23 protein-coding genes are annotated in these 23,330 nt (G+C 73.6%); 18 read left to right on the forward strand and 5 right to left on the reverse strand.

All coding sequences use genetic code 11. The annotated features are described in order from the left end of the window. Positions 1–133: 133 nt before the first annotated feature. From EAD96_RS05035 to EAD96_RS05060, 6 genes are all read left to right on the forward strand, one after another. Entirely contained in the window at positions 134–859 is a 726-nt protein-coding gene (locus EAD96_RS05035; RefSeq protein WP_199733071.1) for a TIGR03936 family radical SAM-associated protein, read from the forward strand. A 130-nt stretch (positions 860–989) separates the two neighbouring features. Beyond that, on the forward strand, positions 990–4,457 hold the full coding sequence (locus EAD96_RS05040) for an Rne/Rng family ribonuclease (RefSeq protein WP_121683451.1): 3,468 nt from the start codon (positions 990–992) through the stop codon (positions 4,455–4,457). Positions 4,458–4,759: 302 nt separating this feature from the next. After that, a complete protein-coding gene (gene rplU, locus EAD96_RS05045; RefSeq protein ID WP_018787289.1) occupies positions 4,760–5,074 on the forward strand; it encodes a 50S ribosomal protein L21 in 315 nt (104 codons plus the stop codon). A gap of 11 nt (positions 5,075–5,085) precedes the next feature. Next, positions 5,086–5,340, forward strand: coding sequence for a 50S ribosomal protein L27 (gene rpmA, locus EAD96_RS05050; RefSeq protein WP_013288010.1), 255 nt, complete (start codon positions 5,086–5,088; stop codon positions 5,338–5,340). A 90-nt stretch (positions 5,341–5,430) separates the two neighbouring features. Next, positions 5,431–6,882, forward strand: a complete 1,452-nt coding sequence (obgE, locus tag EAD96_RS05055) for a GTPase ObgE (protein WP_120568481.1) — start codon at positions 5,431–5,433, stop codon at positions 6,880–6,882. Positions 6,883–6,941: 59 nt separating this feature from the next. Next, on the forward strand, positions 6,942–7,391 hold the full coding sequence (locus EAD96_RS05060; protein ID WP_121683452.1) for a GNAT family N-acetyltransferase: 450 nt from the start codon (positions 6,942–6,944) through the stop codon (positions 7,389–7,391). Positions 7,392–7,406: 15 nt separating this feature from the next. Here the strand turns inward: EAD96_RS05060 and EAD96_RS05065 are convergent, their stop codons facing one another. Together EAD96_RS05065 and EAD96_RS05070 are read right to left on the reverse strand one after the other, a co-directional pair. Next, entirely contained in the window at positions 7,407–8,066 is a 660-nt protein-coding gene (locus tag EAD96_RS05065) for a DUF6766 family protein (protein ID WP_091421843.1), read from the reverse strand. An 85-nt stretch (positions 8,067–8,151) separates the two neighbouring features. Next, on the reverse strand, positions 8,152–8,616 hold the full coding sequence (locus EAD96_RS05070) for a DUF4383 domain-containing protein (protein ID WP_181726627.1): 465 nt from the start codon (positions 8,614–8,616) through the stop codon (positions 8,152–8,154). 265 nt (positions 8,617–8,881) lie between these two features. On the opposite strand from EAD96_RS05070, the gene EAD96_RS05075 reads away from it, so the two are divergent. Genes EAD96_RS05075 through EAD96_RS05085 form a run of 3 tightly spaced genes read left to right on the forward strand, consistent with a single transcriptional unit; the run spans position 8,882 to position 10,738 of the window. After that, positions 8,882–9,607 carry a hypothetical protein gene (locus EAD96_RS05075; protein ID WP_233585458.1) on the forward strand — a complete coding sequence of 242 codons (726 nt, stop codon included), beginning with the start codon at positions 8,882–8,884 and terminating at the stop codon, positions 9,605–9,607. 31 nt (positions 9,608–9,638) lie between these two features. Then, positions 9,639–10,091: a phage holin family protein gene (locus EAD96_RS05080; RefSeq protein WP_120573620.1), complete on the forward strand. Its 453-nt coding sequence runs from the start codon at positions 9,639–9,641 to the stop codon at positions 10,089–10,091. After that, positions 10,088–10,738, forward strand: a complete 651-nt coding sequence (locus tag EAD96_RS05085; RefSeq protein WP_121683454.1) for a DUF3618 domain-containing protein — start codon at positions 10,088–10,090, stop codon at positions 10,736–10,738. Before EAD96_RS05080 ends, EAD96_RS05085 begins: the two co-directional genes overlap by 4 nt. 73 nt (positions 10,739–10,811) lie before the next feature. Here EAD96_RS05085 and EAD96_RS05090 read toward each other — a convergent pair whose 3' ends face one another. Further along, the gene (locus EAD96_RS05090; protein ID WP_121683455.1) at positions 10,812–11,906 is read right to left on the reverse strand and encodes a glycosyltransferase family 2 protein; all 1,095 of its coding nucleotides are present in this window, start codon (positions 11,904–11,906) and stop codon (positions 10,812–10,814) included. Positions 11,907–12,026: 120 nt separating this feature from the next. Between EAD96_RS05090 and EAD96_RS05095 the strand changes: the two genes are divergently transcribed. Genes EAD96_RS05095 through EAD96_RS05110 form a run of 4 tightly spaced genes read left to right on the forward strand, consistent with a single transcriptional unit; the run spans position 12,027 to position 16,781 of the window. Then, complete coding sequence (locus EAD96_RS05095) at positions 12,027–12,665, forward strand: cyclase (RefSeq protein ID WP_121683456.1); 639 nt, start codon at positions 12,027–12,029, stop codon at positions 12,663–12,665. Next, positions 12,662–13,840 (forward strand): zinc-dependent alcohol dehydrogenase, encoded by a 1,179-nt coding sequence (locus EAD96_RS05100; RefSeq protein WP_120568488.1) that lies wholly within the window; start codon positions 12,662–12,664, stop codon positions 13,838–13,840. Before EAD96_RS05095 ends, EAD96_RS05100 begins: the two co-directional genes overlap by 4 nt. A gap of 33 nt (positions 13,841–13,873) precedes the next feature. Next, positions 13,874–16,321, forward strand: coding sequence for a molybdopterin oxidoreductase family protein (locus EAD96_RS05105; protein ID WP_121683457.1), 2,448 nt, complete (start codon positions 13,874–13,876; stop codon positions 16,319–16,321). 1 nt (position 16,322) lies between these two features. Next, the gene (locus tag EAD96_RS05110) at positions 16,323–16,781 is read left to right on the forward strand and encodes a hypothetical protein (RefSeq protein ID WP_120568490.1); all 459 of its coding nucleotides are present in this window, start codon (positions 16,323–16,325) and stop codon (positions 16,779–16,781) included. On the opposite strand, the gene EAD96_RS05115 is transcribed toward EAD96_RS05110, so the two are convergent. After that, positions 16,782–18,047, reverse strand: coding sequence for a cytochrome P450 (locus tag EAD96_RS05115; protein WP_121683458.1), 1,266 nt, complete (start codon positions 18,045–18,047; stop codon positions 16,782–16,784). Positions 18,048–18,285: 238 nt separating this feature from the next. Here EAD96_RS05115 and EAD96_RS05120 point away from each other — a divergent pair, with 238 nt between their 5' ends. Continuing rightward, positions 18,286–18,672 carry a hypothetical protein gene (locus tag EAD96_RS05120; protein ID WP_121683459.1) on the forward strand — a complete coding sequence of 129 codons (387 nt, stop codon included), beginning with the start codon at positions 18,286–18,288 and terminating at the stop codon, positions 18,670–18,672. Between the two features lie 7 nt (positions 18,673–18,679). On the opposite strand, the gene EAD96_RS05125 is transcribed toward EAD96_RS05120, so the two are convergent. Next, a complete protein-coding gene (locus tag EAD96_RS05125; protein ID WP_013287999.1) occupies positions 18,680–18,898 on the reverse strand; it encodes a DUF397 domain-containing protein in 219 nt (72 codons plus the stop codon). 66 nt (positions 18,899–18,964) lie between these two features. Here EAD96_RS05125 and pepN point away from each other — a divergent pair, with 66 nt between their 5' ends. From pepN to EAD96_RS05145, 4 genes are all read left to right on the forward strand, one after another. Then, positions 18,965–21,481, forward strand: a complete 2,517-nt coding sequence (pepN, locus tag EAD96_RS05130; RefSeq protein ID WP_121683460.1) for an aminopeptidase N — start codon at positions 18,965–18,967, stop codon at positions 21,479–21,481. An 83-nt stretch (positions 21,482–21,564) separates the two neighbouring features. Next, complete coding sequence (nadD, locus tag EAD96_RS05135; RefSeq protein ID WP_121683480.1) at positions 21,565–22,161, forward strand: nicotinate-nucleotide adenylyltransferase; 597 nt, start codon at positions 21,565–21,567, stop codon at positions 22,159–22,161. Positions 22,162–22,271: 110 nt separating this feature from the next. Further along, positions 22,272–22,676 carry a ribosome silencing factor gene (gene rsfS / locus EAD96_RS05140; protein WP_013287996.1) on the forward strand — a complete coding sequence of 135 codons (405 nt, stop codon included), beginning with the start codon at positions 22,272–22,274 and terminating at the stop codon, positions 22,674–22,676. Further along, complete coding sequence (locus EAD96_RS05145) at positions 22,673–23,302, forward strand: histidine phosphatase family protein (protein WP_121683461.1); 630 nt, start codon at positions 22,673–22,675, stop codon at positions 23,300–23,302. The genes rsfS and EAD96_RS05145 overlap by 4 nt, the downstream gene beginning before the upstream one ends. The last annotated feature ends 28 nt before the right edge of the window (positions 23,303–23,330 follow it).

The following is a 23,330-nucleotide window of genomic DNA, read 5'->3' on the forward strand; positions in this document are numbered from 1 at the left end:
GGTGGGGTGGCCCCGGGTGTGGGGCGCGGTGGGCGCTGCGTCAGGATGAGACCGATACGCAGGCACAGCCGAGGAGCTCACGATCGCCAGAAAGCCTCAACCCGAGGGCGGCCAGGCCCCCGTCGTCCAGCGGATCCGTATCCGGTACGCCAAGCGTGGGCCGCTGCGGTTCACCTCGCACCGGGACTTCGCCCGGGCCTTTGAGCGTGCGCTGCGCCGGGCGGGCGTACCGATCGCCTTCTCCCAGGGGTTCACTCCGCACCCGAAGATCTCGTACGCCTCGGCCGCGCCGACGGGTGTGGCGAGCGAGGCCGAGTACCTGGAGATCGGGCTCCGTGAGCCGGTCGACCCGGGGCGGCTGCGTGAGTCGCTCGACGCCGCGCTCTCGCCCGGGCTCGACGTGCTCGAGGCGGTGGAGGCCGCCGGCGGCAGCCTGGCGGACCGGATCGAGGCGTCGTACTGGCGGATCGAGCTGCCCGAGGTCGATCCGAAGGTGCTCGCGGAGGCGGTGGCCGCCTTCACCGCCGCCGAGGAGATCCAGGTCGAGCGGATGACCAAGCAGGGGCGGCGTACGTTCGACGCCCGAGCGGCAGTGGTATCGATCGATGCCATGGCTCCGGCTGAGACGCCTTCCGGGGCGGCGGCCGTACCGTGTGCGATACTCGAACTGGTCGTGCGGCAGGTCACCCCGTCCGTTCGGCCCGATGACGTCCTGTCCGGCCTCCGCGCGGTGGCCGCCTTGGAGCCGCCGGTCACCCCGAAGGTGATCCGGCTGGCGCAGGGCACGCTGACCGCGCAGGGCGAGATCGTCGATCCGTTGGACGCGGATCGCGACGGGGCAACCATCGGAGAGCGCTGACCGTCGGTCAACGCTCTGGCAGGCAGACTTCGGCGGTCGCGCGTTTGCGTGCCCGGCGGAAACACCTTTGCGGCAACCCTGCGTGGCAGCGCTCACCCGCGCCCGGGGCGGCCAGAACTGGAGAACGTCCATGCTCGAGAACGAGCCCGAGGGCGGCGAACGGACCGGCGCAGAGCCGGCCGGGACGACCGCCGACAGTGCCGCCACCGCCTCCGGCAGCGCTGACACAACCGCCTCCGCCCGCACGGAGGGTGCCTCCTCCGGCAGCGCCGACGGCGCCACCGCGGAAGGTGTCGCCACCGGGGAAGCTGGCGCCACCGTGGAAGGCGGCACCACCGCGGAAGGTGTCGCCGAGACCAAGCCGCCGGCCCGTAAGCGGGCCAGCCGCCGCAAGGCCGCTCCGCTGAACCAGCCGGAGCAGACCGACGCGCCGGTCGAGGCGTCCACGACGGTGACCGGCAGCGGCGAGTCGCCGCAGGCCGAGGTGCTCGCGCCGGTGGCCGGCGAGTTGGACACCGCGCCGAAGACCACCCGGCGGCGTCGTAAGGCGACGCCGGCGAAGGCGGTCGAGGAGCCGGTGGCCGCGGCCGGGGTGGAGGCCGCCTCGGAGGAGGTCGTGCCGCCGGTCAAGGTGACCCGGACCCGTCGCCGCAAGGCCACGCCGCCGGCCGCCGAGACGGTCGCGCCGGACGAGACCGCCGCAGGGCAGGCCCCCGCGGACGGGGTGATCGACGGGCCGGTCTCCGCGCCCGGGGGCGACCTGATCGCCGAGGGACGCGCCGACATCGACGGCGGCGAGACCACCACGGGCGAGACCACCACGGGCGGAGCCGTCACGGGCGGAGCCGCCACCGGGGAGACTGCAGGGCAGGCCCCCACCGGCGAGCGCACCGCCGGCCGACGCACCGCCAGGGGCAACCGGACCGCCGCCGGCGACCAGGCCACCGCCGGCGACCGGACCGCTACCGGAGACAAGGCTGCCACCAGCGAAAACAAGGCCGCGCGCGGCGGCAAGGTGAGCACGGGCGGCGCGGCGGTCACCGGCGGCACGGCCGGCATCGATGAGACCACCGGCGAGGACGTCGAGGACGCCGAGGCCGAGAGCGTTGCGGACGCGAGCGCCTCGGCTGCGCGTACCGAAGAGGTCAACCTGGCCCGCAGCGGCGGCCCGGCGGACGCGACGGGCGTGGTGTCGACGGGCGCCGCAGTGCCGCGCGCGGCCGAGGAGCCGGCCGAGACGCCGCCGGCCACCGGCCGCCGGCGTCGTGCCGCGCTCTCCGCGCCGACCGTCCTGTTCATGGCGCCGCAGCCCGACGAGGCACCGGCCGTCCAGGTGACGTACCCGGCGGCGGAGGAGCCGATCGAGGAAGCCGTCGAGACCGGCCGGCGCCGCCGTCGCGGCCGCCGTGAGGTCGAGCCGGTCGAGGCCGAGGTCGAGCCGGAGGTCGCCGAGGAGGAGCCGGCCGCCGAGGCCGAGGAGGCAGCCGAGGCGGACGAGGACGACGAGACGGCCGCGGGCCGGCGTCGCCGCCGCCGGGGCCGCCGGGGTCGTGGCCGGGGCAAGGGCGGCGCGGACGACGCCGACGACGAGGACATCGACGAGTCCGGCGCGGCCGAGACCGCCGAGGGCGAGGCCGAGGAGTCCGCGGAGGACGAGGAGGCCGAGGGCGAGGGGATGACCCGCCGCCGTCGCCGTCGTCGCCGCCGGGGCGCCGGCGAGGCGGACACCGCCGCCGAGGACGGCGTGCCGACCGTCGTCAAGATCCGTGAGCCGCGCAAGCCGGTCGACGAGGTGCAGGGTGTCTCCGGTTCGACCCGGCTGGAGGCCAAGCGGCAGCGCCGCCGGGACGGCCGCGAGCAGCGGCGTACGCGGCCGCCGATCCTGAGCGAGTCGGAGTTCCTGGCCCGTCGCGAGGCGGTGGACCGGGTGATGGTGGTCCGCCAGCGCGGCGACCGCACCCAGATCGCCGTGCTCGAGGACGGCGTGCTCGTGGAGCACTACGTCACGCGGAACTCGTCCGGCACCATGGCCGGCAACGTCTACCTGGGCAAGGTCCAGAACGTGCTGCCGAGCATGGAGGCGGCCTTCGTCGACATCGGGCGCGGGCGCAACGCGGTCCTGTACGCCGGTGAGGTCAACTGGGACGCCACCGGCCTGGAGGGCCGGGCCCGCTCGATCGAGCAGGCGCTGCGCTCTGGCGACTCGGTGCTGGTGCAGGTGACCAAGGACCCGATCGGGCACAAGGGCGCGCGGCTGACCAGCCACATCGCGCTCTCCGGCCGGCACCTGGTCTACGTGCCGAACGGTAACGCCTCCGGGATCAGCCGCAAGCTGCCCGACACCGAGCGCAAGCGCCTGCGGGACGTGCTGAAGAAGCTGGTGCCGGACGGCGCCGGGGTGATCGTCCGGACCGCGGCCGAGGGCGCCAGCGAGGACGAGCTGGCGCGCGACGTCAAGCGGCTCCAGGCGCAGTGGGAGGACATCCAGGCCAAGTCGACCGAGGGTGGCGCCCCGGTGCTGCTCTACGAGGAGCCGGACCTGGTCATCCGCGTGGTCCGGGATCTCTTCAACGAGGACTTCCGCGAGCTGGTCATCGAGGGCGAGTCCGCGTACGGCGAGGTCGAGTCGTACCTGTCGCACGTGTCCCCGGACCTGGTGGCGCGGCTGCGCCGGCACGCCGGGGTGGCGGACGTGTTCGCCGAGTACCGGATCGACGAGCAGATCCTCAAGGGGCTGGACCGGAAGGTCTTCCTCCCCTCGGGCGGCTCGCTGGTGATCGACCGCACCGAGGCGATGACGGTCATCGACGTCAACACCGGCAAGTACACCGGCTCCGGGGGCAACCTGGAGGAGACGGTCACCCGCAACAACCTGGAGGCGGCCGAGGAGATCGTGCGCCAGCTCCGGCTGCGCGACCTCGGCGGCATCGTGGTGATCGACTTCATCGACATGGTGCTGGAGTCGAACCGGGAGCTGGTGCTGCGCCGGCTCACCGAGTGCCTCGGCCGGGACCGGACGAAGCACCAGGTCACCGAGATCACCTCGCTCGGCCTGGTGCAGATGACCCGCAAGCGCATCGGCGCGGGCCTGCTGGAGGCGTTCAGCGAGACCTGCGAGTGCTGCAAGGGCCGGGGCGTGATCATCCACACCGAGCCGGTGCCGGAGAAGCCGCGCGGCGGGGCGGGGGAGAAGGTCAAGGCGGTCGCCTCGGCGGTCGCCGCGCCGGCCGAGGAGAAGGGCCGCCGCCGGGGCCGCAAGGCCGCCGCGGAGAAGCCCGCGGTGGAGGCCGCGCCGGAGCAGCCGGCCGCGCAGGCCGCCGCCGAGCCGCCGGCCGCACCGGTCGCGCCGGAGCGGACCGTCGCCGAGGTGGTCGAGAACGACGACGACTACTACGACACCCAGGGCTACGACCTGTCCCGGTTCGAGACGGGCACGCCGGCCGCCCCGGCGGTCGCGGACAGCCAGGAGGGCGACTCGGCCCGGCTGGCCGCCGCCGACGACCCGGACGCGATCGGTGACGGTGACAGCGACGACGACAGCGGCGCCCCGCGTCGGCGGGCGCGTCGTGGTGGCGCCCGGCGGCGTACCCGGCCGTAAGGCCTTACGGCGCTGACCTGCGCGAACAGGGCCCCCGATCCGCCGGGAGAAGGCGGGGCGGGGGCCCTGTCGTGCCCGCCGGGCCGGGCGGGGAGGCGCCGACCGGCAGCCCGGTTTGGGCGGCGGCCCGGGTATGGCGTAGGCTTGCCTGCGGCGCACTTTGGTGTGCCGAGTTCCCGCGTGCCCGCGCCGCCGGTGTCACGGCTCCCGGCGAGACGCCGTGGGAACGACCGTCGACGGTGTGACAGCCGGCAACGGTGCAATAGACGCCAGCAGCCTCAACGACAGGGAGTCCGCCTCCGATGTACGCGATCGTCAAGACCGGCGGCAAGCAGTACAAGGTCGCCGAGGGCGACGTGATCGAGGTCGAGAAGCTCGCCGGTGCCCCCGGCGACGCGGTGAAGCTCACCGCGGTGCTCCTCGTCGACGGTGACGACCTGGTGACCGACGCGGCGAAGCTCGCCAAGGTCGCGGTGTCCGGCGAGATCGCCGCGCACACCAAGGGCCCGAAGATCCGGATCCACAAGTTCAAGAACAAGACCGGCTACCACAAGCGCCAGGGTCACCGCCAGCCGCTGACCCAGGTCAAGGTGACCGGCATCTCCAGCGGGAAGTAGGTCGTCCTCCAATGGCTCACAAAAAGGGTGCGTCCAGCTCGCGTAACGGCCGTGACTCCGCGGCCCAGCGACTCGGCGTGAAGCGCTTCGGTGGTCAGGTCGTCAGCGCGGGTGAGATCCTCATCCGTCAGCGTGGCACCAAGTTCCACCCCGGTGACCTGGTCGGCCGTGGCGGCGACGACACGCTGTTCGCGCTGGCCGCCGGTTCGGTGCAGTTCGGCACCAAGCGCGGTCGCAAGACCGTCAGCATCGTGCCGCAGCAGTAGTTTTCCGGCGAAGCGGGCCGCGGACCTCTGAGTCCCGGCCCGCTTCGCCTTTTCACGCGCGGGGCGGACCCCGCTGGAAGGATTGGCGTCGTGACGACGTTCGTTGACCGGGTCGTCCTGCACATGCAGGCCGGCGACGGCGGGCACGGCTGTGTCTCGATCCACCGGGAGAAGTTCAAGCCGTTCGGCGGGCCGGACGGCGGCAACGGCGGCCACGGCGGCAGCGTGTCCCTGGTGGTCGACGCGCAGGTCACCACGCTGCTCGACTTCCACTTCCGGCCGCACCTGAAGGCCGAGAACGGCAAGGGCGGCGCCGGCTCGAACCGGGACGGCGCCAACGGCCGTGACCTGGTCATCAAGGTGCCGAACGGCACAGTGGTGCAGAGCCTCGACGGTGAGGTGCTGGCCGACCTGGTCGGCGTCGGCACCACGTTCGAGGCGGCCCGGGGCGGCCGGGGCGGGCGCGGCAACGCCTCGCTGGCCAACGCCCGCCGCAAGGCGCCCGGCTTCGCGGAGCTGGGTGAGCCCGGCGACCGGCTCGACGTGGTGCTGGAGCTCAAGAGCGTCGCCGACGTGGGCCTGGTCGGCTTCCCGTCGGCCGGCAAGTCGTCGCTGATCTCGGTGATCTCCGCGGCCAAGCCGAAGATCGCCGACTACCCGTTCACCACGCTGGTGCCGAACCTGGGCGTGGTCCGGGTGGACAACCACACCTTCACCGTCGCCGACGTGCCGGGCCTGATCCCGGGTGCGGCCAGCGGAAAGGGCCTGGGCCTGGAGTTCCTCCGCCACGTCGAGCGCTGCGCCGTGCTGGTGCACGTGATCGACACCGCGACGCTGGAGCCCGGCCGCGACCCGCTCGCCGACATCGACGCCATCGAGTCGGAGTTGTCCCAGTACGGCGGCCTGACCGACCGGCCCCGGCTGGTCGCGCTCAACAAGGTCGACGTGCCGGACGGCAAGGACCTGGCCGACATCGTCCGCCCCGACCTGGAGGCCCGCGGCCTGCGCGTCTTCGACATCTCGACCGCCACCCGCGAGGGTCTGCGCGAGCTGACGTACGCGATGGCGGAGCTGGTCGACCAGGGCCGCCGCGCCGCCCCGCCGGCCGAGCCGACCCGGATCGTGATCCGCCCGAAGGCGGTCGACGACGCCGGCTTCACCATCGAGGCCGAACCGGACGGCTCGTACACGGTGCGCGGCAGCCGGCCGGAGCGCTGGGTCAAGCAGACCAACTTCGACAACGACGAGGCAGTGGGCTACCTGGCCGACCGGTTGGCCCGCCTCGGCGTCGAGGAGAAGCTCGCCAAGGCCGGCGCGCAGGCCGGTGACCTGGTGCGCATCGGCGACCGGGAGTTCGACTGGCAGCCGACGCTCTACGCCGGCGTCGACTTCGTGCCCGGCAACCGGGGCACCGACGTGCGGCTGGAGGAGAAGTCGAACCGTCCGTCGGCGTCGGACCGGCTGGCGGCCCGCAAGGCCCGCCGGGTCCGGCCGGAGGACGAGGTCGAGGCCGCGCCCGCGGCGGAAGCGGACGCCGAGTAGCCGTTTCCGGGTCGGTGGCGGGAAACCTGCGCGAAATCCGGCCGATCTAGCGTACGGGCATGTTGATCGAGTCCCGTCCCGCCACCGATCCGGAGATCGCCGCGCTCGTCGTCGCCCAGCAGCGTGAGCTGCGTGACGCGGACGGCGGGCTGGACGGGCAGGTCACTGTCGTGCACACCGACATCCGCTACCTGGCGGCCGTGATCGGCGGCCGGGCGGTCGGCTGCGGCGGGCTCCAGGCGCTCGACGCGGACACCGGCGAGCTGAAGCGGATGTACGTGCGGCCGGCGTACCGGGGTCGGGGCATCGCCCGGCAGTTGCTCGTGGCGCTGGAGGAGCTGGCGTTCCGGCAGGGGCACCGCACGGTGTGCCTGGAGACCGGCACCTACCTGCCGGCCGCGATCGGGCTCTACCGGTCCAGCGGGTACGAGCCGATCCCCGTCTACGGCGAGTACGTGGACAACCCGTACAGCGTCTGCTTCGCCAAGCGGCTGCCGGTCGCGGCCTGATCGGCGGCCGGGCGCTCAGGCGCTGGTCTGCGCGTGCGGCGCGGTGACCGGCTTGGACTCCGGGCTGGCGTGCTGGCGCAGCACGATGCTGAGCAGGATCAGCACGCCCACGGCGAGGAACTCGCTCTGCCAGTTCTGCATGGACTGGAACCAGAAGTCGCTGGTGCCGAGGAACTGCCACGCGCTGATCGGGGCGGCGCCGCTCTCCAGAGCCTGCTCCTGGTTGTAGGCGGCCACGCCGCCGAACAGGTGCCCCAGGAACGCACCCCCGAAGATCATCAGAAGCGCGATGGCCAGGCTGTTGCGGTAGACCACGAGCGGCAGCCCGCCGACGCGTACCGGCCACGGCGAATCGGGGCGGGCGTGGTCGCGGTTGTCCTCCGGCCGGTCCGTCTGGTCCTCCGGCTTCGACTCGGCCGAGCCCTTCTGCACCAGGTACGCGGTGAGCAGCACGTAGCCGCCCATCTGGAGGAACTCCGACTCCCAGTTCTCGAACACCGCCTCGGCGAAGTGCCCGGTGCCGAGATAGGCCCACCAGCTCAGCGGCTCGGCGCCGTACTGGCTCAGCTCCTCGTTGTGCACCTGCCAGCCGAAGACGCTCTGCAGCAGCAGGAAGACCAGGAACGCGCCGAGCATGGCTATCGAGAGCATGTTGTCGCGCAACCACCGTGGCATCGCCGGACCTCCTCGACCCGCTCGCGGTTGCCCTCCTGCCCGGCGCCGGGCCGGGGCAAACGCCCGCTCGGCGTGTCGCGCCTGGTCAGGGGCGGTCGAAGGGTGCCTCCACCCGGCTGCCGGTGCCGAGGTTGTTGTTGAGCAGCAGGCCGGCGGCGAGCATGCCGAAGCCGAGGGCCAGGTGCAGCCAGTTGTCGGCGTCGTTCACCGGCACGAAGTTCACCGCGGTGTCCCGGTCGATGGCGAAGCCGTACAGCCACAGCACCAGGTAGAGCGCGCCGCCACCGGCGAGGAACACCCGCGCGCCGCCCAGCCGCCGGGCCATCAGCAGACCGACCAGCCCGAACGACAGGTGCAGCAGGTTGTGCAGCACCGACACCTGGAACACCCCGAGCAGTTTCGCCTCGGAGTGGTGCCCGGCGAACGTCATGTCGCCGTAGTGGGTGGTGATGCCGGGCACGAAACCGAGCACGCCGATCAGCGCGAAGAGGGCTGCCGCCGCGAGCGCGACCTTCTGCACCGCAGGCCGGGCGGACGCGTGTTCGCGCAGGTCACGTGCCATCCCTGTCACCCCCGTGGGACTCGCCGCCGCCCGGGTGGGCAGGCACCTCATTGTCTGACCGGGGTGGGGCGCTCCCGCAGAGAATTCACGAATCAGGCATGGACCCGTCGACCTGGGGTAGGGCGATTGTCACGCGGAAACAATCCGCGTACCCCCCGAAGACACCCGCTGGGAACACACGAGCGGAAGGGACACCATGACTCAGGATCTTTCTCCCAGTTCGGCCACGTACCAGTCGACGAACGGTGGCGGCGTGCGTGACCAGGCCCGCCAGGTCGGCTCCGACGCCGCAAGCGCGGGCGGCGCGGTCGCGCAGACCGCCAAGGAGCAGGGCCGGGAGGTGGTGGGCGAGGCCAAGCGGCAGGCCCGCGACCTCTACGGCGAGGCCCGCGGTCAGGTCACCGCGCAGGCCGGTCAGCAGCAGCAGCGCGCCGCCAGCGGACTGCGGTCGCTGGCCGACGAGATGCGCACCATGGCGCAGCAGGGCGGCGGCTCCGGGCCGGTGACCGAGCTGGCCCACCAGGCGGCCGAGCGCGTGCAGGGCGTGGCCGGCTGGCTGGAGCAGCGCGAGCCGGGCGACCTGCTCAACGAGGTGAAGAGCTACGCCCGCCGCAACCCGGGCACGTTCCTCGTCGGCGCGGCGCTGCTGGGCGTGGTCGCCGGGCGGCTCACCCGCAACATCACCGCGCTCGGCGACGACAGCACGGCGCGGCCGGCGTACGACCCGGACCGCACCGCCGTCATCCCGACCGCGCGCGAGGTGCCGGACCAGGTGCCGCCGGGCGGCTACCTCGACCCGACGCCGGGCAGCTACGCCGAGCCGGACCCGGGCTACTCCGCGCCGGGTGCGACCTACCCGACCGGCGGCGCCCCGAACACCTGGGCCGACCCGGCCGGTGGCACCGGCCAGCCGCTGCCGCCGCCGGAGCGCACCGACCCGCTGCCGGGTGTCCCGTCGACCGGCGCTCCCCGCCCGTGACCGGCCGCACCGGCAGAAGGGAGGCGACGGCATGACCGTACCCACGCAGGACCCCGGCTATCAGGCGGCGGGCGCCCCGCCCCACGCCGACGAGGTGCGCAGCAGCTCGATCGGCGACCTGATGCGTCAGGTCACCACGGACCTGTCGACGCTGATGCGCCAGGAGGTCGAGCTGGCCAAGGCCGAGATCCGCCAGGAGGGCAAGAAGGCGGGCAAGGCCGCCGGCCTGTTCGGCGGCGCCGGTTTCGGCGGCTACATGGTGGCGCTCTTCGTCTCGATCGCGATCTGGCAGTTCCTCGACAACGTCATGGACTCCGGGCTGGCCGCGCTGATCGTGGCCGTCATCTGGGCCGCGGTCGCCGCGGTCCTGTACTCGATGGGCAAGAAGAACGCCGAGCGGATCCGCGGCCTGAAGCAGACCAACGACAGCGTGCAGCGCATCCCCGACGCGCTCAAGCCGCACCCGGAGGGAGTCACCCGATGAGCACCGATCCCGAGCAGATCCGCCGCGAGATCGAAGCCACCCGCAACAACCTCAGCTCGGACGTGGACGCCCTGGCGTACAAGGTCAGCCCGAGCCGCATCGTCGACGACCGCAAGCAGCGCGTGCGCAGCGCGCTGACGAACGTGAAGGACAAGGTGATGGGAACCGCATCGGACCTCGGCCACAGCACCGGCCACGCCGCCCACTCGGTGGGCGACCACGCCTCCTCGATGGCCTCCACGGTGGGCGACAAGGCGCAGTCCGCCGCCGCCACGGTGAGCGACGCCGCCCACCGGGCGCCGCAGGTGGTGCGGCAGAAGTCCGAGGGCAACCCGATCGCCGCCGGCGTGATCGCCTTCGGCGTCGGCATGCTGGTCTCCTCGCTGATCCCGGCCACCCGCCGCGAGCAGCAGGTCGCCGCGCAGGTCAAGGAGAAGGCCGCCGAGCACGGCGGCGTCGTCAAGGAGAAGCTGGGCGAGGTCGCCACCGAGCTGAAGGAGGAGCTGCGCGAGCCGGCGCAGCACGCCGCCGAGTCGGTGAAGGCCACCGCGCAGGACGCCGCGCACACGGTCAAGGACGACGGCCGCGCCGCCGCCCAGGACGTCCGGCACAGCGCCGAGCACGCCCGCGACGAGGTGCGGTCCTGACGGTCCGCTCCCGCGTCCGGAAAGGGCCCGTCCGATCGACGATCGGAGGGGCCCTTTCCGTGCCGGTGACCGTTCAGCGTGCCGCCCGCTCGGCGTGCAACGGTGGGGGCAGCGCGCCGGTCTCCACCCACAGCACCAGATCGTCGGGGCGGCGCCGTGCCGTCCGTCGGCGCAGGAGGCGGGTGGGGTTGGCCGCCGTCCGCAACCGGACGCCCGCGTAGGGCACCCCGCCGCGCAGCCGCCGGCCCACCGCCAGCCAGGCGCACAGGCCGCGTTCCAGCACCCAGGCGGGCGCGGCCAGGCTCGTGTGCGCCGGGAAGACCCGGGTGCCGCCGGCCCGTCGCCGGCCCAGCTCCGCCACTGCCACGGTCGCCAGTCCGGCGCGCAGCAGCAGCCCGGGCCGGCGGGTGGCGAGCGCGACCGCCGTCGCCGGCAGCACCGCCAGCGCGGCCAGCAGCCACACCGGCCGGGCCGTCTCGTCGTACGCCTGGCGGACGCGCTGCCCGAGGAAGTGCGCGGCGGTCGGCGGCAGCCGCCGCACGTACAGCCACGCCGGGGTGGCGGTGCTGCCGCCGTACGCGCGCACGGTCCGGACCAGCTCCAGGTTCTCGAAGAGCACGTCGGGGTCGTAGCCGCCCATGGCCAGGAACGTGCTCCGCCGCACCGCGAGCGTGCCCGGCCAGTCGCCGCCGAACACGCGGGCCAGCAGCGTCCGGCCGGTGTCCCACCAGGCGTGCCAGGGCAGCGGGTCGAAGTGGTTCTGCGGCCGGACCAGGTCCACCCCGTCCAGCATCTGGTGCACGGCGCACAGGGCCGCCCGGTCGTACCGGACGTCGTCGTCGGCGATCACCACGTGCTCGTGCCGGGCCAGCGCTACGCCGGTGAGCACGCCGAGCACCTTGCCGTTGCGCCCGCGCAGCGCCGGATCCGGCGGTACGTGCCGCACCAGAGCGTGCCAGGCGGCGGCGTGCCGGGCGAACAGCTCCGGCGCCGATCCGTCGACCACCACCACGTCGACCCAGCGGCTCAGCTCGCGCAGGTACCCGGTCAGCTCGTCCAGGCCGCTGTCGTCGTGGGCGCGCAACGGCAGGACGTACGCCATCGGCAGCCGGACCGGCGCGGACGCGGCGCCCTCGTCGCGCGGCTGCGCGGCGGTCGGTCGGGTCACGTCGCCTCCTTCGGGTCGGGTGACGCGACTTGCCCGGAATGCGGCTGCTGAAACCGTTTCGGGCGCGCTGCGCCGGGTAGCGCACCCGGATACGGACGGTCCGAGTCGGGAGGAGACGTGATGCCCAGCAACGCGACGAGATGGGCGCTGGCCGGCGCCGCCGCGGTGACCGCGCTCGGGGTCACCCGGACGGTGGCCCGGCGGCGGCACCGGCACCAGCCCGACCGGGAGGACGGCTGGTACGTGGTGCGCCGCGGGATCACCGTGAACCGGCCGGTGGACGAGGTCATCGGCTTCTGGACCGACCGGGAACGGCTCGACCGGGGCCTGGCCGAGTGGGCGACGCTGGAGCAGCTCGACGCGAACCGGTGGCGCTGCGTGGCGGCCGACCCGGCCGGCGGCGGCACCGAGTGGCGGGCCGAGATCACCGTCGACGGCCCGGGCCGGTTGAGCTGGCGGGTCACCGACGGGCCGGTGGCCCAGCGCGGCCGGATCGAGCTGGCCGCCGCCCCGCAGGACCGGGGCACCGAGATCCGGGCCGAGCTGCGGTGGCGCTCCGGTCCGATCCGGCGGGCGGTCGGCCTCGTCGGCGGCAGCGACCCGGACCTGGGGCTGCGCACCACGCTGCGCCGGATCAAGTCGCTGATCGAGACCGGGCAGGTGCTCGACACCCGGCACGATCCGTCCGGGCGCAGTCCGCGGCAGGAACGGGCGACGGACAAGGTACGCGAGAAGCTGATGGCGGGAGGACGACCGTGAGGGCGTTGTGCTGGGAGGGCGTCGGCAAACTGGCCGTGCGGGACGTGCCGGAGCCGACCATCAGGTCCGGCGGTGACATCATCGTCAAGGTCCGCGCGAGCAGCGTCTGCGGCTCCGACCTGCACCTGATCAACGGCTACCTGCCGGCGATGCGCGAGGGTGACATCCTCGGCCACGAGTTCATGGGCGAGGTGGTCGAGACCGGCCCGGACGTGCGGCGCATCTCAGTCGGTGACCGGGTGGTGGTCGGGTCGGTGGTGGCCTGCGGCTCGTGCTGGTACTGCCGCACCGAGCAGTTCTCGCTGTGCGACAACTCCAACCCGCAGCCGGTCTTCACCGAGAAGTTGTGGGGCCACTCGCCCGCGGGCATCCTCGGCTACTCGCACGCGGCCGGCGGCTACTCGGGCAGCCACGCCGAGTACATCCGGGTGCCGTTCGGCGACGTCGGCGCGTTCACCGTGCCGGACGGGGTGCCGGACGACTCGGTCGTGTTCGCCTCCGACGCCATGCCGACCGGCTGGATGGCCGCCGACTTCTGCGACCTCAAGGGCGGCGAGGTGGTGGCGGTCTGGGGCGCCGGCGGTGTCGGCCAGATGGCGGCCCGGTCCGCGCAGATCCTCGGCGCCGAGCGGGTCGTGGTCATCGACCGGCTGCCGGAGCGGCTCGCCACCGCTTCGCAGCGTCTCGGCGTGGAGACGATCAACTACGCCGAGACCGACGTGCTGGAGGCGCTGCGCGAGATGACCGCCGGGCGCGGCCCGGACGCCTGCATCGAGGCCGTCGGCATGGAGTCGCACGACGTCGGCCCGGCGTACGCGTACGACAAGGCCAAGCAGACGGTACGCGCGCAGACCGACCGCCCCACCTCGGTCCGGCAGGCGATCATGGCGGCTCGCAAGGGCGGCACGGTGAGCATCGTCGGCGTGTACGGCGGCCTGGTGGACAAGTTCCCGCTCGGCGCGGCCATGAACAAGGCCCTGGTGCTGCGGATGGGGCAGATGCACGCCCAGCGCTACATCCCGATGCTGCTGGACCGGGTCGCGGCCGGCGAGATCGACCCGGGCTACCTGGCCACCCACCCGATGTCGCTGGAGCAGGGCGCCCGGGGCTACGAGATCTTCGAGAAGAAGGAGGACGGCTGCCTGCGTACGGTGCTGCACCCGCAGGCCGCCTGACCGCCCGCCCGTCGGCGGGGGATGGAGTGAGCGATGGTGGACCGGATAGCCGACCCGTGGGGGCCGCGTACGCCGTACGGGCCGGGGGAGCGCTGGCCGGTGCGGGTCGACACGTTCCTCGCCGACGGGCACACCGAGGCGGACGTGCAGCGCTGGGTGCCGAGCGCCTCGATCCTGCACTCCAACGGCGACGCGCTCGACATCGCGGTGGTCGACGACCGGATCGTCGGCGTACGCGGGCGCGCCGGGGACCGGGTCAACCACGGCCGGGTCGACCCGAAGGACCTGTACGGCTGGCAGGCCAACCACAGCCCGGACCGGCTGCGCCGGCCGCTGGTCCGTGAGGGCGACCGGCTGGTCGAGACGGCCTGGGACACCGCGATGGGGCGCGTCGTGGCCCGGTCGAAGGAGCTGTGGGAGGGGCCGGGCGGCTGGGGGCACTTCGGCTTCTACACCAGCGGCCAGCTGTTCCTGGAGGAGTACTACGCACTCGGCGTGATCGGCAAGGCCGGGCTCGGCACGCCGCACATGGACGGCAACACCCGGCTGTGCACGGCGACCGCCGCGGCGGCGCTGAAGGCGTCCTTCGGCGCCGACGGACAGCCCGGCTCGTACACCGACGTGGACCACTGCGACGCCATCGCGCTCTGGGGACACAACGTCGCGGAGACCCAGACCGTGCTCTGGATGCGGATGCTGGACCGGCGGCGCGGGCCGAACCCGCCGGCGGTGCTCGCGGTCGACCCGCGCGCCACGCCGGTGGCCCGGGAGGCCGACGTGCACCTGGCCCCGCGCAACGGCACGAACGTGGCGCTGCTCAACGGCCTGCTCCGCGAGCTGATCCACCGCGGCCGGTACGACGAGGCGTACGTCGGCGCGCACACGCTCGGCTTCGACGAGCTGTGCCGGGTGGTCGAGGACTACCCGGTCGCGAAGGTCGCCGAACTCTGCGACCTGCGGCCCGCCGACATCGAGCGGGCCGCCGAGCTGCTCGGGGAGTCCGAGCGGCTGGTGTCCACCGTGCTGCAGGGCTTCTACCAGTCCAACCAGGCCACCGCGGCGGCCTGCCAGGTGAACAACCTGCACCTGATCCGGGGCATGCTGGGCCGCCCCGGCGCCGGGATCTACCAGATGAACGGCCAGCCCACCGCGCAGAACACCCGGGAGACCGGCGCCGACGGAGACCTGCCGGGCCTGCGCAACTGGGAGAACCCGGCGCACATCGCCGAGCTGGCCCGGCTCTGGAACGTCGACGTGGACACCATCCCGCACTGGTCGCCGCCGACACACGCCATGCAGATCTTCCGGTACGCCGAGCAGGGCTCGATCAAGCTGCTCTGGATCTCCGCCACCAACCCGGCGGTGTCCCTGCCCGACCTGGCCCGGATCCGCCGCATCCTGAGCAAGCCGGACCTTTTCGTGGTGGTGCAGGACATCTTCCGCACCGAGACCGCCGAGCTGGCCGACGTGGTGCTGCCGGCCGCCACCTGGGGCGAGAAGACCGGCACGTTCACCAGCGTGGACCGCACCGTGCACATCTCCGAGAAGGCCGTCGAGCCGCCCGGCGAGGCGCGCGCCGACCTGGACATCTTCCTCGACTACGCGCGCCGGATGGACTTCCGGGACCGCGACGGCAACCCGCTGATCCGGTGGACCGGGCCGGAGGAGGTGTTCGAGGCGTGGAAGGAGTGCAGCCGGGGCCGGCCCTGCGACTACACGGGCATCACGTACGAGCGGCTGCGCGGCGGCGGCATCCAGTGGCCGTGCGACGAGGCGCACCCGGACGGCACCGAACGTCTCTACACCGACGGCGTCTTCCACACCGACCCGGACGACTGCGAGACGTACGGCCACGACCTGACGACCGGCGCGGAACTGCTGGCCGACGAGTACCGGGCGAAGGAGCCGCGCGGCCGGGCGTTCCTGCACGCCGCGCCGTACCAGTCGTCGCCGGAGGTGCCCAGCGACGACTATCCGCTGCTGCTCACCACCGGCCGGACCGTCTACCAGTTCCACACCCGTACCAAGACCGGCCGGTCCACCCAGCTCGACCACGCCGCGCCGGAGTCGTGGCTGGAGCTGAACCCGTCCGACGCGGAGCGGCTCGGCGTCGGCGAGGGCGACCTGTGCCGGATCGAGTCGCCGCGCGGCGTGGTCCGTGCCCGCGCCCGGCTCTGCGGGGTCCGCCCCGGCGTGGTGTTCCTGCCGTTCCACTACGGCTACTGGGACACCGGCGACGGCGCCGCGCCCGGCGAGGGGCGGCACGACCGGGCGGCCAACGAGCTGACTGTCACCGCGTGGGACGCGGTCTCCAAGCAGCCGATCTTCAAGGTCGCAGCGGTCCGCGTGGTCAAGGAGGCCGGCTCCGACGGGCGGCCGGCGCCCGCGCCCACCGTCGGCGCGGCCGCGCCACCCGCCGGATCCGGCATCCCGGCCACCGTCGGCGGTCCCGCCGCCGAGGCGTCGTCGAGGGAGGAGTGACATGCAGCTCGCGCACTACCTGGGGTTGCTGCACCGGGCACAGGACCGCCTCGGCGACGCGTTCACCGAGGTCGGCGCCGCGCACCGGGACGAGCCGGACGTCTTCCACACCTGTGAGCGGCTGGCCGAACGGTGTCACGCGCACGCGGCGGCGCTCGCCCCGTTCGCCCGCCGGTACGCCGAGGACGCGCCGGCCGAGCCGGACCGGCTGCACTCCGAGCTGTTCTCCGGCACCCGTACCGGGCCGATCGGGCTGCTGCGCGACCTCCAGGACCTCTACCTGATGGCCGCCGAGTGCGACATCTGCTGGACCGTGGTGGGCCAGGCGGCGTACGGCGCCCGGGACACCGAGCTGCTCGCCGTGGTGCGCTCGTGCGAGCAGGAGACCGCGATCCAGCTCAAGTGGCTGCGGACCCGGATGAAGCAGGCCGCGCCGCAGGCGCTCGTGGTCGCGTCCTGATCAGACGGCCCGGCGTACCCCCTCGGCCGGGCGCACCCCGTCGAGCACCAGCCCGCCGGGCGGCAACGCCGGCATGGCGCCGAGGTCGAGCGCCAGGTCCTGCGGCGGTACGCGGTAGGTCATCGCGCCGGTCAGGTTCGTCACCGCCCGCTTCATCAGCTCGATCGTGATCCACTCACCGGCGCAGCGGTGGCCGGTGTAGTGGTCGCCGCCGCCCTGCGGGACCAGGCCGAACGGGTCGTCGCGCCACCCGGCGAAGCGCTCCGGGCGGAACCGTTCCGGCTCCGGCCACACGTCGGGGTGGTGGTTCGTGCCGTACAGGTCGAGCAGCACGCGCCGGCCCTGCGGGAACGAGTACCCGCGCCACTGGAACGAGCGGCGGACCCGGGCCGCGGCGACCGGGAAGAACGGGTAGTAGCGGCGTACCTCCTGCACGAACTGCTCGGTCGCGGCGTCGTCGCCGGGTAGCCGGTCCCGCCAGTGCGGGTGGTCGTGCAGCGCCAGCGCGGCGAAGACCACGTACCGGTCCACGGCGACGGTGGGGCGCAGCACGTTCAGCAGCTCAACGGCGGCGATCCGGCGCGGCAGCGGCAGGCCCCGTTCGTCCCGGTGCCCGGCCACGACCGCCAGCGCGCTGCCCTCCGGGGCGGGCACCGCGCCCGCGCGTACCCGCTCGATCAGCTCGCCGGCCCAGCGTTGCGCGTGCCGGCGGCCGAGCCGTCCGCGCCAGTGCCGGGGGCCCAGCGCGGCCGGCGCCTCGATCATCGCGTGCATCTCGGCGGTGCGGCGCGGCACGTCGGCCTCGGCCAGCGGCACGCCGGCCCAGGCCCAGACCGTACGGGTCAGGATCTTTCCCACCTCGTCGTAGAGCACCACCGGGCCGCCCTCGGCCCAGTCGGGGATCCGGGCCCGCCACTGCTCGTCGAAGGTCTCCCCGAGGCGGCGGATCGCGGCCGGCGTCATGATCGACATGAACATCGCCTTGCGGACCAGGTGGGCCTGCCCGTCGAGGCCCTGCACGCCGCCGACGCCGGTGAGCGTGCGCTGCCCGCGCATCGGCATGGCGCCGCGCCGGACGAACCGCTCCTCGTCGTAGAACAGCTCGGCGGCCTCCCGGCCGCGCAGGCAGATCGTCGGCTCCAGCAGCAGCCGGGTCTGGAAGACGTCGGTGCCGAGGCGGTCGCAGCGGTCGCCGACGAAGCGGTAGCCCTCCCGCAGGAACGCAATCGTGCTGTCCGGGCTCCGGTCGCTCGGCATGGTGCTCATCTGGGCTGCTCCTGACGCGGTTCGGCGACCCTGCCTACCTACCCGGGCCGACGCGGCCGAACCCTCCATTCCAGCAGCTCCGGCCCTTCGGGGGAGGGGCCGGCCACGAGGGCGGGTGCTGGCCCCTCCCCGGGCGCGGAAAAGCTGGTTGGCTCGGGTTCGCGGGCCGGCGGCGACCGGTCCGCCACCCGCCGGCGCGACGTCCGGCGGGCGTCACCGGCGACGGGGGAGGGCACGGATGCGTGACGACAGGGCGGCACGACGGCACTTCGAGGCGTCGGCCCGGCTGCGCGGCGACGGCCGCGACGGGCCGCTGATCGGGGCGCTCCGGCGCTCCGCACCCCGCCCGCCGCGCCACTTCACCGTGCACCTGGGCTTCGCCGCCGCCGATCCCGCCGTCGCGCGGGAGCACGCCGTGGCGTACGCCGAAGCGCTCGGCCTGCTCCGCCCGGAGCTGGCGCTCGGGGCGGCGGCGCTGTCCCCGGCGGACGCCTGGCACCGCGCCGAGCGGCTGTTCTGCGACGCCGTCGGGCCCGACGGCGAGCGCTGCGCCGACGTGGCCGGTCACCCCGGCTTCCACCACGCGCCCGGTCCGGGCGGCCTCGGCTGGGGCGACGGTGACTGAGGCGCGCTCAGTCCAGGTCGAACTCGCCGTCCTGGGCGCCCGCGACGAACGCGTCCCACTCGGCCTGCGTGAAGACCAGCACCGGCCCGTCCGGCTCGGCGGAGTTGCGCATGCCGATCAGGTCGTCGACGAATGCCACTTCGACCGCTCCCTCGGAGGTGTCGCCCTCTGCCCGCTGCCAAACCGCCCGGGAGAGGTCGAAATCGCCCTTGGGGTGCTGACCCATCGCTGCTCCTCCATCGCCATGCGTAACGAGAAGGCCCGAGCGGACCTCATCGGGCAGGATAAGCGGATGCCGAGCCTCACCCGTGCAGAGGCGACCGCGCGCCGCGCGTCGATCGCTGTCGAGTCCTACGATGTGGACCTCGACCTGACCGGCGACGCCGAGCGGTTCCGCTCCGCCGTCACCATCCGGTTCCGGGCCACCCCCGGCGCCGAGACCTTCGTCGACGTCAAGCCGCGCCGACTCCTCGCCGCCCGCCTCAACGACCGCGACCTCGACCCGGCCCTGCTGGCCGGCGACCGGCTCCCGCTGACCGGCCTGGCCGCGACCAACACGCTCACCGTCGAGGCCGAGATGGCCTACTCCAACACCGGCGAAGGCCTGCACCGCTTCGTCGACCCGGCCGACGGCGAGACGTACCTCTACGCGATGTCCTTCCTGGACGACGGGCCGCGCATCTTCGCCGCGTTCGACCAGCCCGACCTGAAGGCACCGGTGACGCTGACCGTCACCGCGCCGCCGGAGTGGACTGTCGCCGCCAACGGGCCACTCGCCGACCGGCCCGCACCCGGGCGCTGGGAGTTCGCCCCCACCGAGCCGCTGGCCACGTACTTCGTCTCGCTGATCGCCGGCCCCTGGCACGTGCTGCGCGCCGAGCACGACGGCATCCCGCTCGGCCTCTACTGCCGGCGTTCGCTCGCCGCCCACCTGGACGCCGACGCCGAAGAGATCTTCACCGTCACCCGGCAGTGCCTCGACCGCTTCCACCAGCTCTTCGCCGAGCGCTACCCGTTCGGCAAGTACGACCAGGCGTTCGTGCCCGAGTTCAACGCCGGCGCGATGGAGAACCCGGGCCTGGTCACGATCCGCGACGACTACGTCTTCCGCTCCGCTGTCACCGACACCCAGCGGGAGCTGCGCGCCACCACCATCGCCCACGAGATGGCGCACATGTGGTTCGGTGACCTGGTCACCATGAGCTGGTGGGACGACCTCTGGCTCAACGAGTCCTTCGCCGAATACCTCGGCACCCGGGTCACCGCCGAGGCGACCCGGTTCGACCGGGCGTGGACCACGTTCGCGAGCCGTCGCAAGGCGTGGGGCTACACCGCCGACCAGCGCCCCTCCACCCATCCGGTGGCACCGGAGGAGGTCGCCGACGCCGCGCAGGCGCTGCTGAACTTCGACGGCATCTCGTACGCCAAGGGCGCCAGCGTGCTGCGCCAGCTCGTCGCCTGGCTCGGCGACGAGGCGTTCCTGGCCGGGCTGAACGCGCACTTCGCCGCGCACCGGTTCGGCAACGCGACGCTCGCCGACCTGCTGGCCGCTCTGGGCGCGGCGAGCGGTCGCGACCTGGACGGCTGGGCGGAACGCTGGCTGCGCCGTGCCCAGGTGAACACGCTGCGGGTCGACACCGCCGTGGACGCCGACGGCCGGTGGACCGACGTGGCGATCGTGCAGACCGCCCCGGCGAGCCACCCGGTGCTGCGGCCGCACCGCATCGGCGTGGCCCAGCACACCGCGGACGGCCCGGCGTACCGGTTCGAGGCCGACCTCGACCCGGACGCCGACGGCGGCCGTACGCCCCTGCCCGAGCTGGTCGGGCGGCCCGCCACCGGGCTCGTGCTGCCGAACGCCGGTGACCTGACGTTCGCGAAGATCCGGCTCGATCCGGCCTCGGCGGACGCGGTGCCGCTGCTGCTTCCCGCGATCGACGATTCGCTGGCCCGGGCGCTGCTCTGGACCGAGACGCTGGACGCGGTCACCGACGGGGAACGGCCGGCCGGCGCGCTCGCCGAGCTGATCGGGGCGGCGCTTCCGGCCGAGACCGAGGTGACGATCGTCGAGGACGTGCTGCTGCTCAGCCGCCGGCTGATCGACCGCTACCTCGATCCGCTCGCCCGTGACGCGGCGCTGCTGCGGGTGGCGAACGCCTGCGCGGCGCTGCTCGACTCGGCACCCGGGGGCGGCTCGTTGCAGCTCGCCGCCGCGCGCGGTCTGATCGGCGCCACCACCGACACCGCGATGCTGACCGGCTGGCTGGCCGGGGAGGGCGTTCCGCCGGGGCTGGCGATCGACGCCGACCTGCGCTGGGCGGTGCTGCGCCGGCTCGTGGTGCTCGGCGCGGCCGGGACGCCGGAGATCGACGCCGAGGCCGACGCCGACCGCAGCGCCACCGGCGCCGAGCAGGCCGCCGCGTGCCGGGCCGCGCTGCCCGACGCCGACGCGAAGCGCGCCGCCTGGGAGATCGTCACCCGCAGCACCGAGCTGTCCAACCGCCTGGTCGAGGCGACCGCAGAGGGCTTCTGGCAGCCCGAGCAGGCCGAGCTGACCGCCGGCTACGTGGAGCGCTACTTCGCCGACATGCCGGCGGCGGCGCGTCTGCGTACCGCGTGGGTGGCCGACGCGGTCACCGTCGCCGCGTACCCCCGCTACGCCGTGGCGCAGACCACCCGGGAGACGGCCGCGGCGCTGCTGGCCCGCGACGACCTGACGCCCGGCCTGCGGCGGTGGGTGACCGACCTGGACGACGACATGCGCCGGGCGCTCGTGGCCCGGACGGCGGTGGCCGCCGCGTCGGCCTGACCGGAGCCACGCCGGGCGGGCTCATCCGCCCGGCGTGGCCGACCCCGCCCGGGCCCGTGCGGGGCGCGGCCTACGATCGCTGGGTGGAGGAAGACATCCGGCGGGTCGGCATCATGGGCGGCACGTTCGACCCGATCCACCACGGGCACCTGGTGGCGGCGAGCGAGGTGGCCGACCGGTTCGGTCTGGACGAGGTCGTGTTCGTGCCGACCGGGCAACCATGGCAGAAGGCGGAGGAAGCGGTCACCCCGGCCGAGGACCGCTACCTCATGACGGTGATCGCCACCGCCTCCAACCCGCGTTTCCAGGTGAGCCGGGTCGACATCGACCGGGGCGGTCCCACCTACACCGTCGACACGCTGCGCGACCTGCGCGCCGAGTACGGCCCGAAGGCGCAGCTGTTCTTCATCACCGGCGCGGACGCCCTGGAGCGCATCCTCTCCTGGAAGGACCTGGACGAGGCGCTCGAACTGGCCCACTTCATCGGCGTGACCCGGCCCGGTTTCGAACTCACCGACAAGCACCTGCCGGCCGACTCGGTGAGCCTGGTGCAGGTGCCCGCGATGGCCATCTCCTCGACCGACTGCCGCGCGCGCGTCGCCCGCGGGGAGCCGGTGTGGTACCTGGTGCCCGACGGTGTGGTGCAGTACATCGCGAAACGGCGCCTCTACCAGCGGTGATTCGCCCCCGTACGTCCCGGTTCATGCCTGAAATCGACCAGAACTGACAAGTCGGCACACCGCCGGGTGTGAGAGGCTTGGAGGGTCGCACGGTTGATCGAAGGAGAACGGTGACAGTTTCCGAACGCGCGCACGAGCTGGCGATGGCCGCCGCCCAGGCCGCGGCCGACAAGAAGGCACAGGACATCGTCATCATCGACGTGGGCGACCAGCTCGCGATCACCGACGCGTTCCTGCTGGCCGCCGCTCCGAACGAGCGTCAGGTGCTCGCCATCGTCGACGCCATCGAGGAGCGCCTGCTGGAGCTGCCGGAGAAGGCCAAGCCGGTGCGCCGCGAGGGCGAGCGGGGCGGCCGCTGGGTGCTGCTCGACTACGTCGACATCGTGGTCCACGTCCAGCACACCGAGGAGCGCGAGTTCTACGCGCTCGACCGGCTCTGGAAGGACTGCCCGCAGATCCCGTTCACCGATCGCGACCTGGCCGACTCGGCCGCCGGCACCGCCACCGCCGAATGACCCGCCTGATCGTCTGGCGGCACGGCAACACCGACTGGAACGCCGCGAGCCGGGTCCAGGGCCAGACCGACGTGCCGCTCAACGACCTCGGCCGGGAGCAGGCCCGCGCCGCCGCGCCGGTGCTGGCCGCGCTGCGCCCGGACGCGATCGTCGCCAGCGACCTGCGCCGGGCCGCCGACACCGCCGCCGCGCTCGCGGCGCTGACCGGGCTGCCGGTACGCTCCGACGCCCGGCTGCGCGAACGGCACTTCGGCACCTGGCAGGGCCTCACCCTCACCGAGGTGGCCGAGCGCTACCCCGACGAGTACGCCCGCTGGCGAGCCGGTGACCCCGACCCCGGCGCCGGCATCGAGCCCCTGGGCGACCTGGGCGCCCGGCTCGGCGCCGGGTTCCAGGACGCGGCCGACCTGGCCGTCGGTGGCACCGTCGTGGTGACCACCCACGGCGGTGGCGCCCGGCAGGGCGTCGGCCACCTGCTCGGCTGGGACCACACGGTGCTGCGCAGCCTCGGCTCGCTGGCCAACTGCCACTGGACCGAACTGCGCCACGACGACGTCCGGGGCTGGCACCTGCGCGCGCACAACGTCGGCCTGATCACCCAGCCGGCGCTCACCGACGCGGTCTGACACCTCCGGCCCCGGCACGTCACAGCGC

The organism is Micromonospora sp. BL1 (assembly GCF_003667485.1).
In the GTDB taxonomy this organism is placed as follows: domain Bacteria; phylum Actinomycetota; class Actinomycetes; order Mycobacteriales; family Micromonosporaceae; genus Micromonospora; species Micromonospora tulbaghiae.

Excerpts from the sequence above, each read along its gene's own strand:
- EAD96_RS05040 (WP_121683451.1), top strand. The coding sequence starts at position 990 with ATGCTCGAGAACGAGCCCGAGGGCGGCGAACGGACCGGCGCAGAGCCG.
- rplU (WP_018787289.1), top strand. The coding sequence starts at position 4,760 with ATGTACGCGATCGTCAAGACCGGCGGCAAGCAGTACAAGGTCGCCGAG.
- rpmA (WP_013288010.1), top strand. The coding sequence starts at position 5,086 with ATGGCTCACAAAAAGGGTGCGTCCAGCTCGCGTAACGGCCGTGACTCC.
- EAD96_RS05060 (WP_121683452.1), top strand. The coding sequence starts at position 6,942 with ATGTTGATCGAGTCCCGTCCCGCCACCGATCCGGAGATCGCCGCGCTC.
- EAD96_RS05065 (WP_091421843.1), bottom strand. The coding sequence starts at position 8,066 with ATGCCACGGTGGTTGCGCGACAACATGCTCTCGATAGCCATGCTCGGC.
- EAD96_RS05080 (WP_120573620.1), top strand. The coding sequence starts at position 9,639 with ATGACCGTACCCACGCAGGACCCCGGCTATCAGGCGGCGGGCGCCCCG.
- EAD96_RS05085 (WP_121683454.1), top strand. The coding sequence starts at position 10,088 with ATGAGCACCGATCCCGAGCAGATCCGCCGCGAGATCGAAGCCACCCGC.
- EAD96_RS05095 (WP_121683456.1), top strand. The coding sequence starts at position 12,027 with ATGCCCAGCAACGCGACGAGATGGGCGCTGGCCGGCGCCGCCGCGGTG.
- EAD96_RS05105 (WP_121683457.1), top strand. The coding sequence starts at position 13,874 with ATGGTGGACCGGATAGCCGACCCGTGGGGGCCGCGTACGCCGTACGGG.
- EAD96_RS05110 (WP_120568490.1), top strand. The coding sequence starts at position 16,323 with ATGCAGCTCGCGCACTACCTGGGGTTGCTGCACCGGGCACAGGACCGC.
- EAD96_RS05115 (WP_121683458.1), bottom strand. The coding sequence starts at position 18,047 with ATGAGCACCATGCCGAGCGACCGGAGCCCGGACAGCACGATTGCGTTC.
- EAD96_RS05120 (WP_121683459.1), top strand. The coding sequence starts at position 18,286 with ATGCGTGACGACAGGGCGGCACGACGGCACTTCGAGGCGTCGGCCCGG.
- EAD96_RS05125 (WP_013287999.1), bottom strand. The coding sequence starts at position 18,898 with ATGGGTCAGCACCCCAAGGGCGATTTCGACCTCTCCCGGGCGGTTTGG.
- pepN (WP_121683460.1), top strand. The coding sequence starts at position 18,965 with ATGCCGAGCCTCACCCGTGCAGAGGCGACCGCGCGCCGCGCGTCGATC.
- EAD96_RS05145 (WP_121683461.1), top strand. The coding sequence starts at position 22,673 with ATGACCCGCCTGATCGTCTGGCGGCACGGCAACACCGACTGGAACGCC.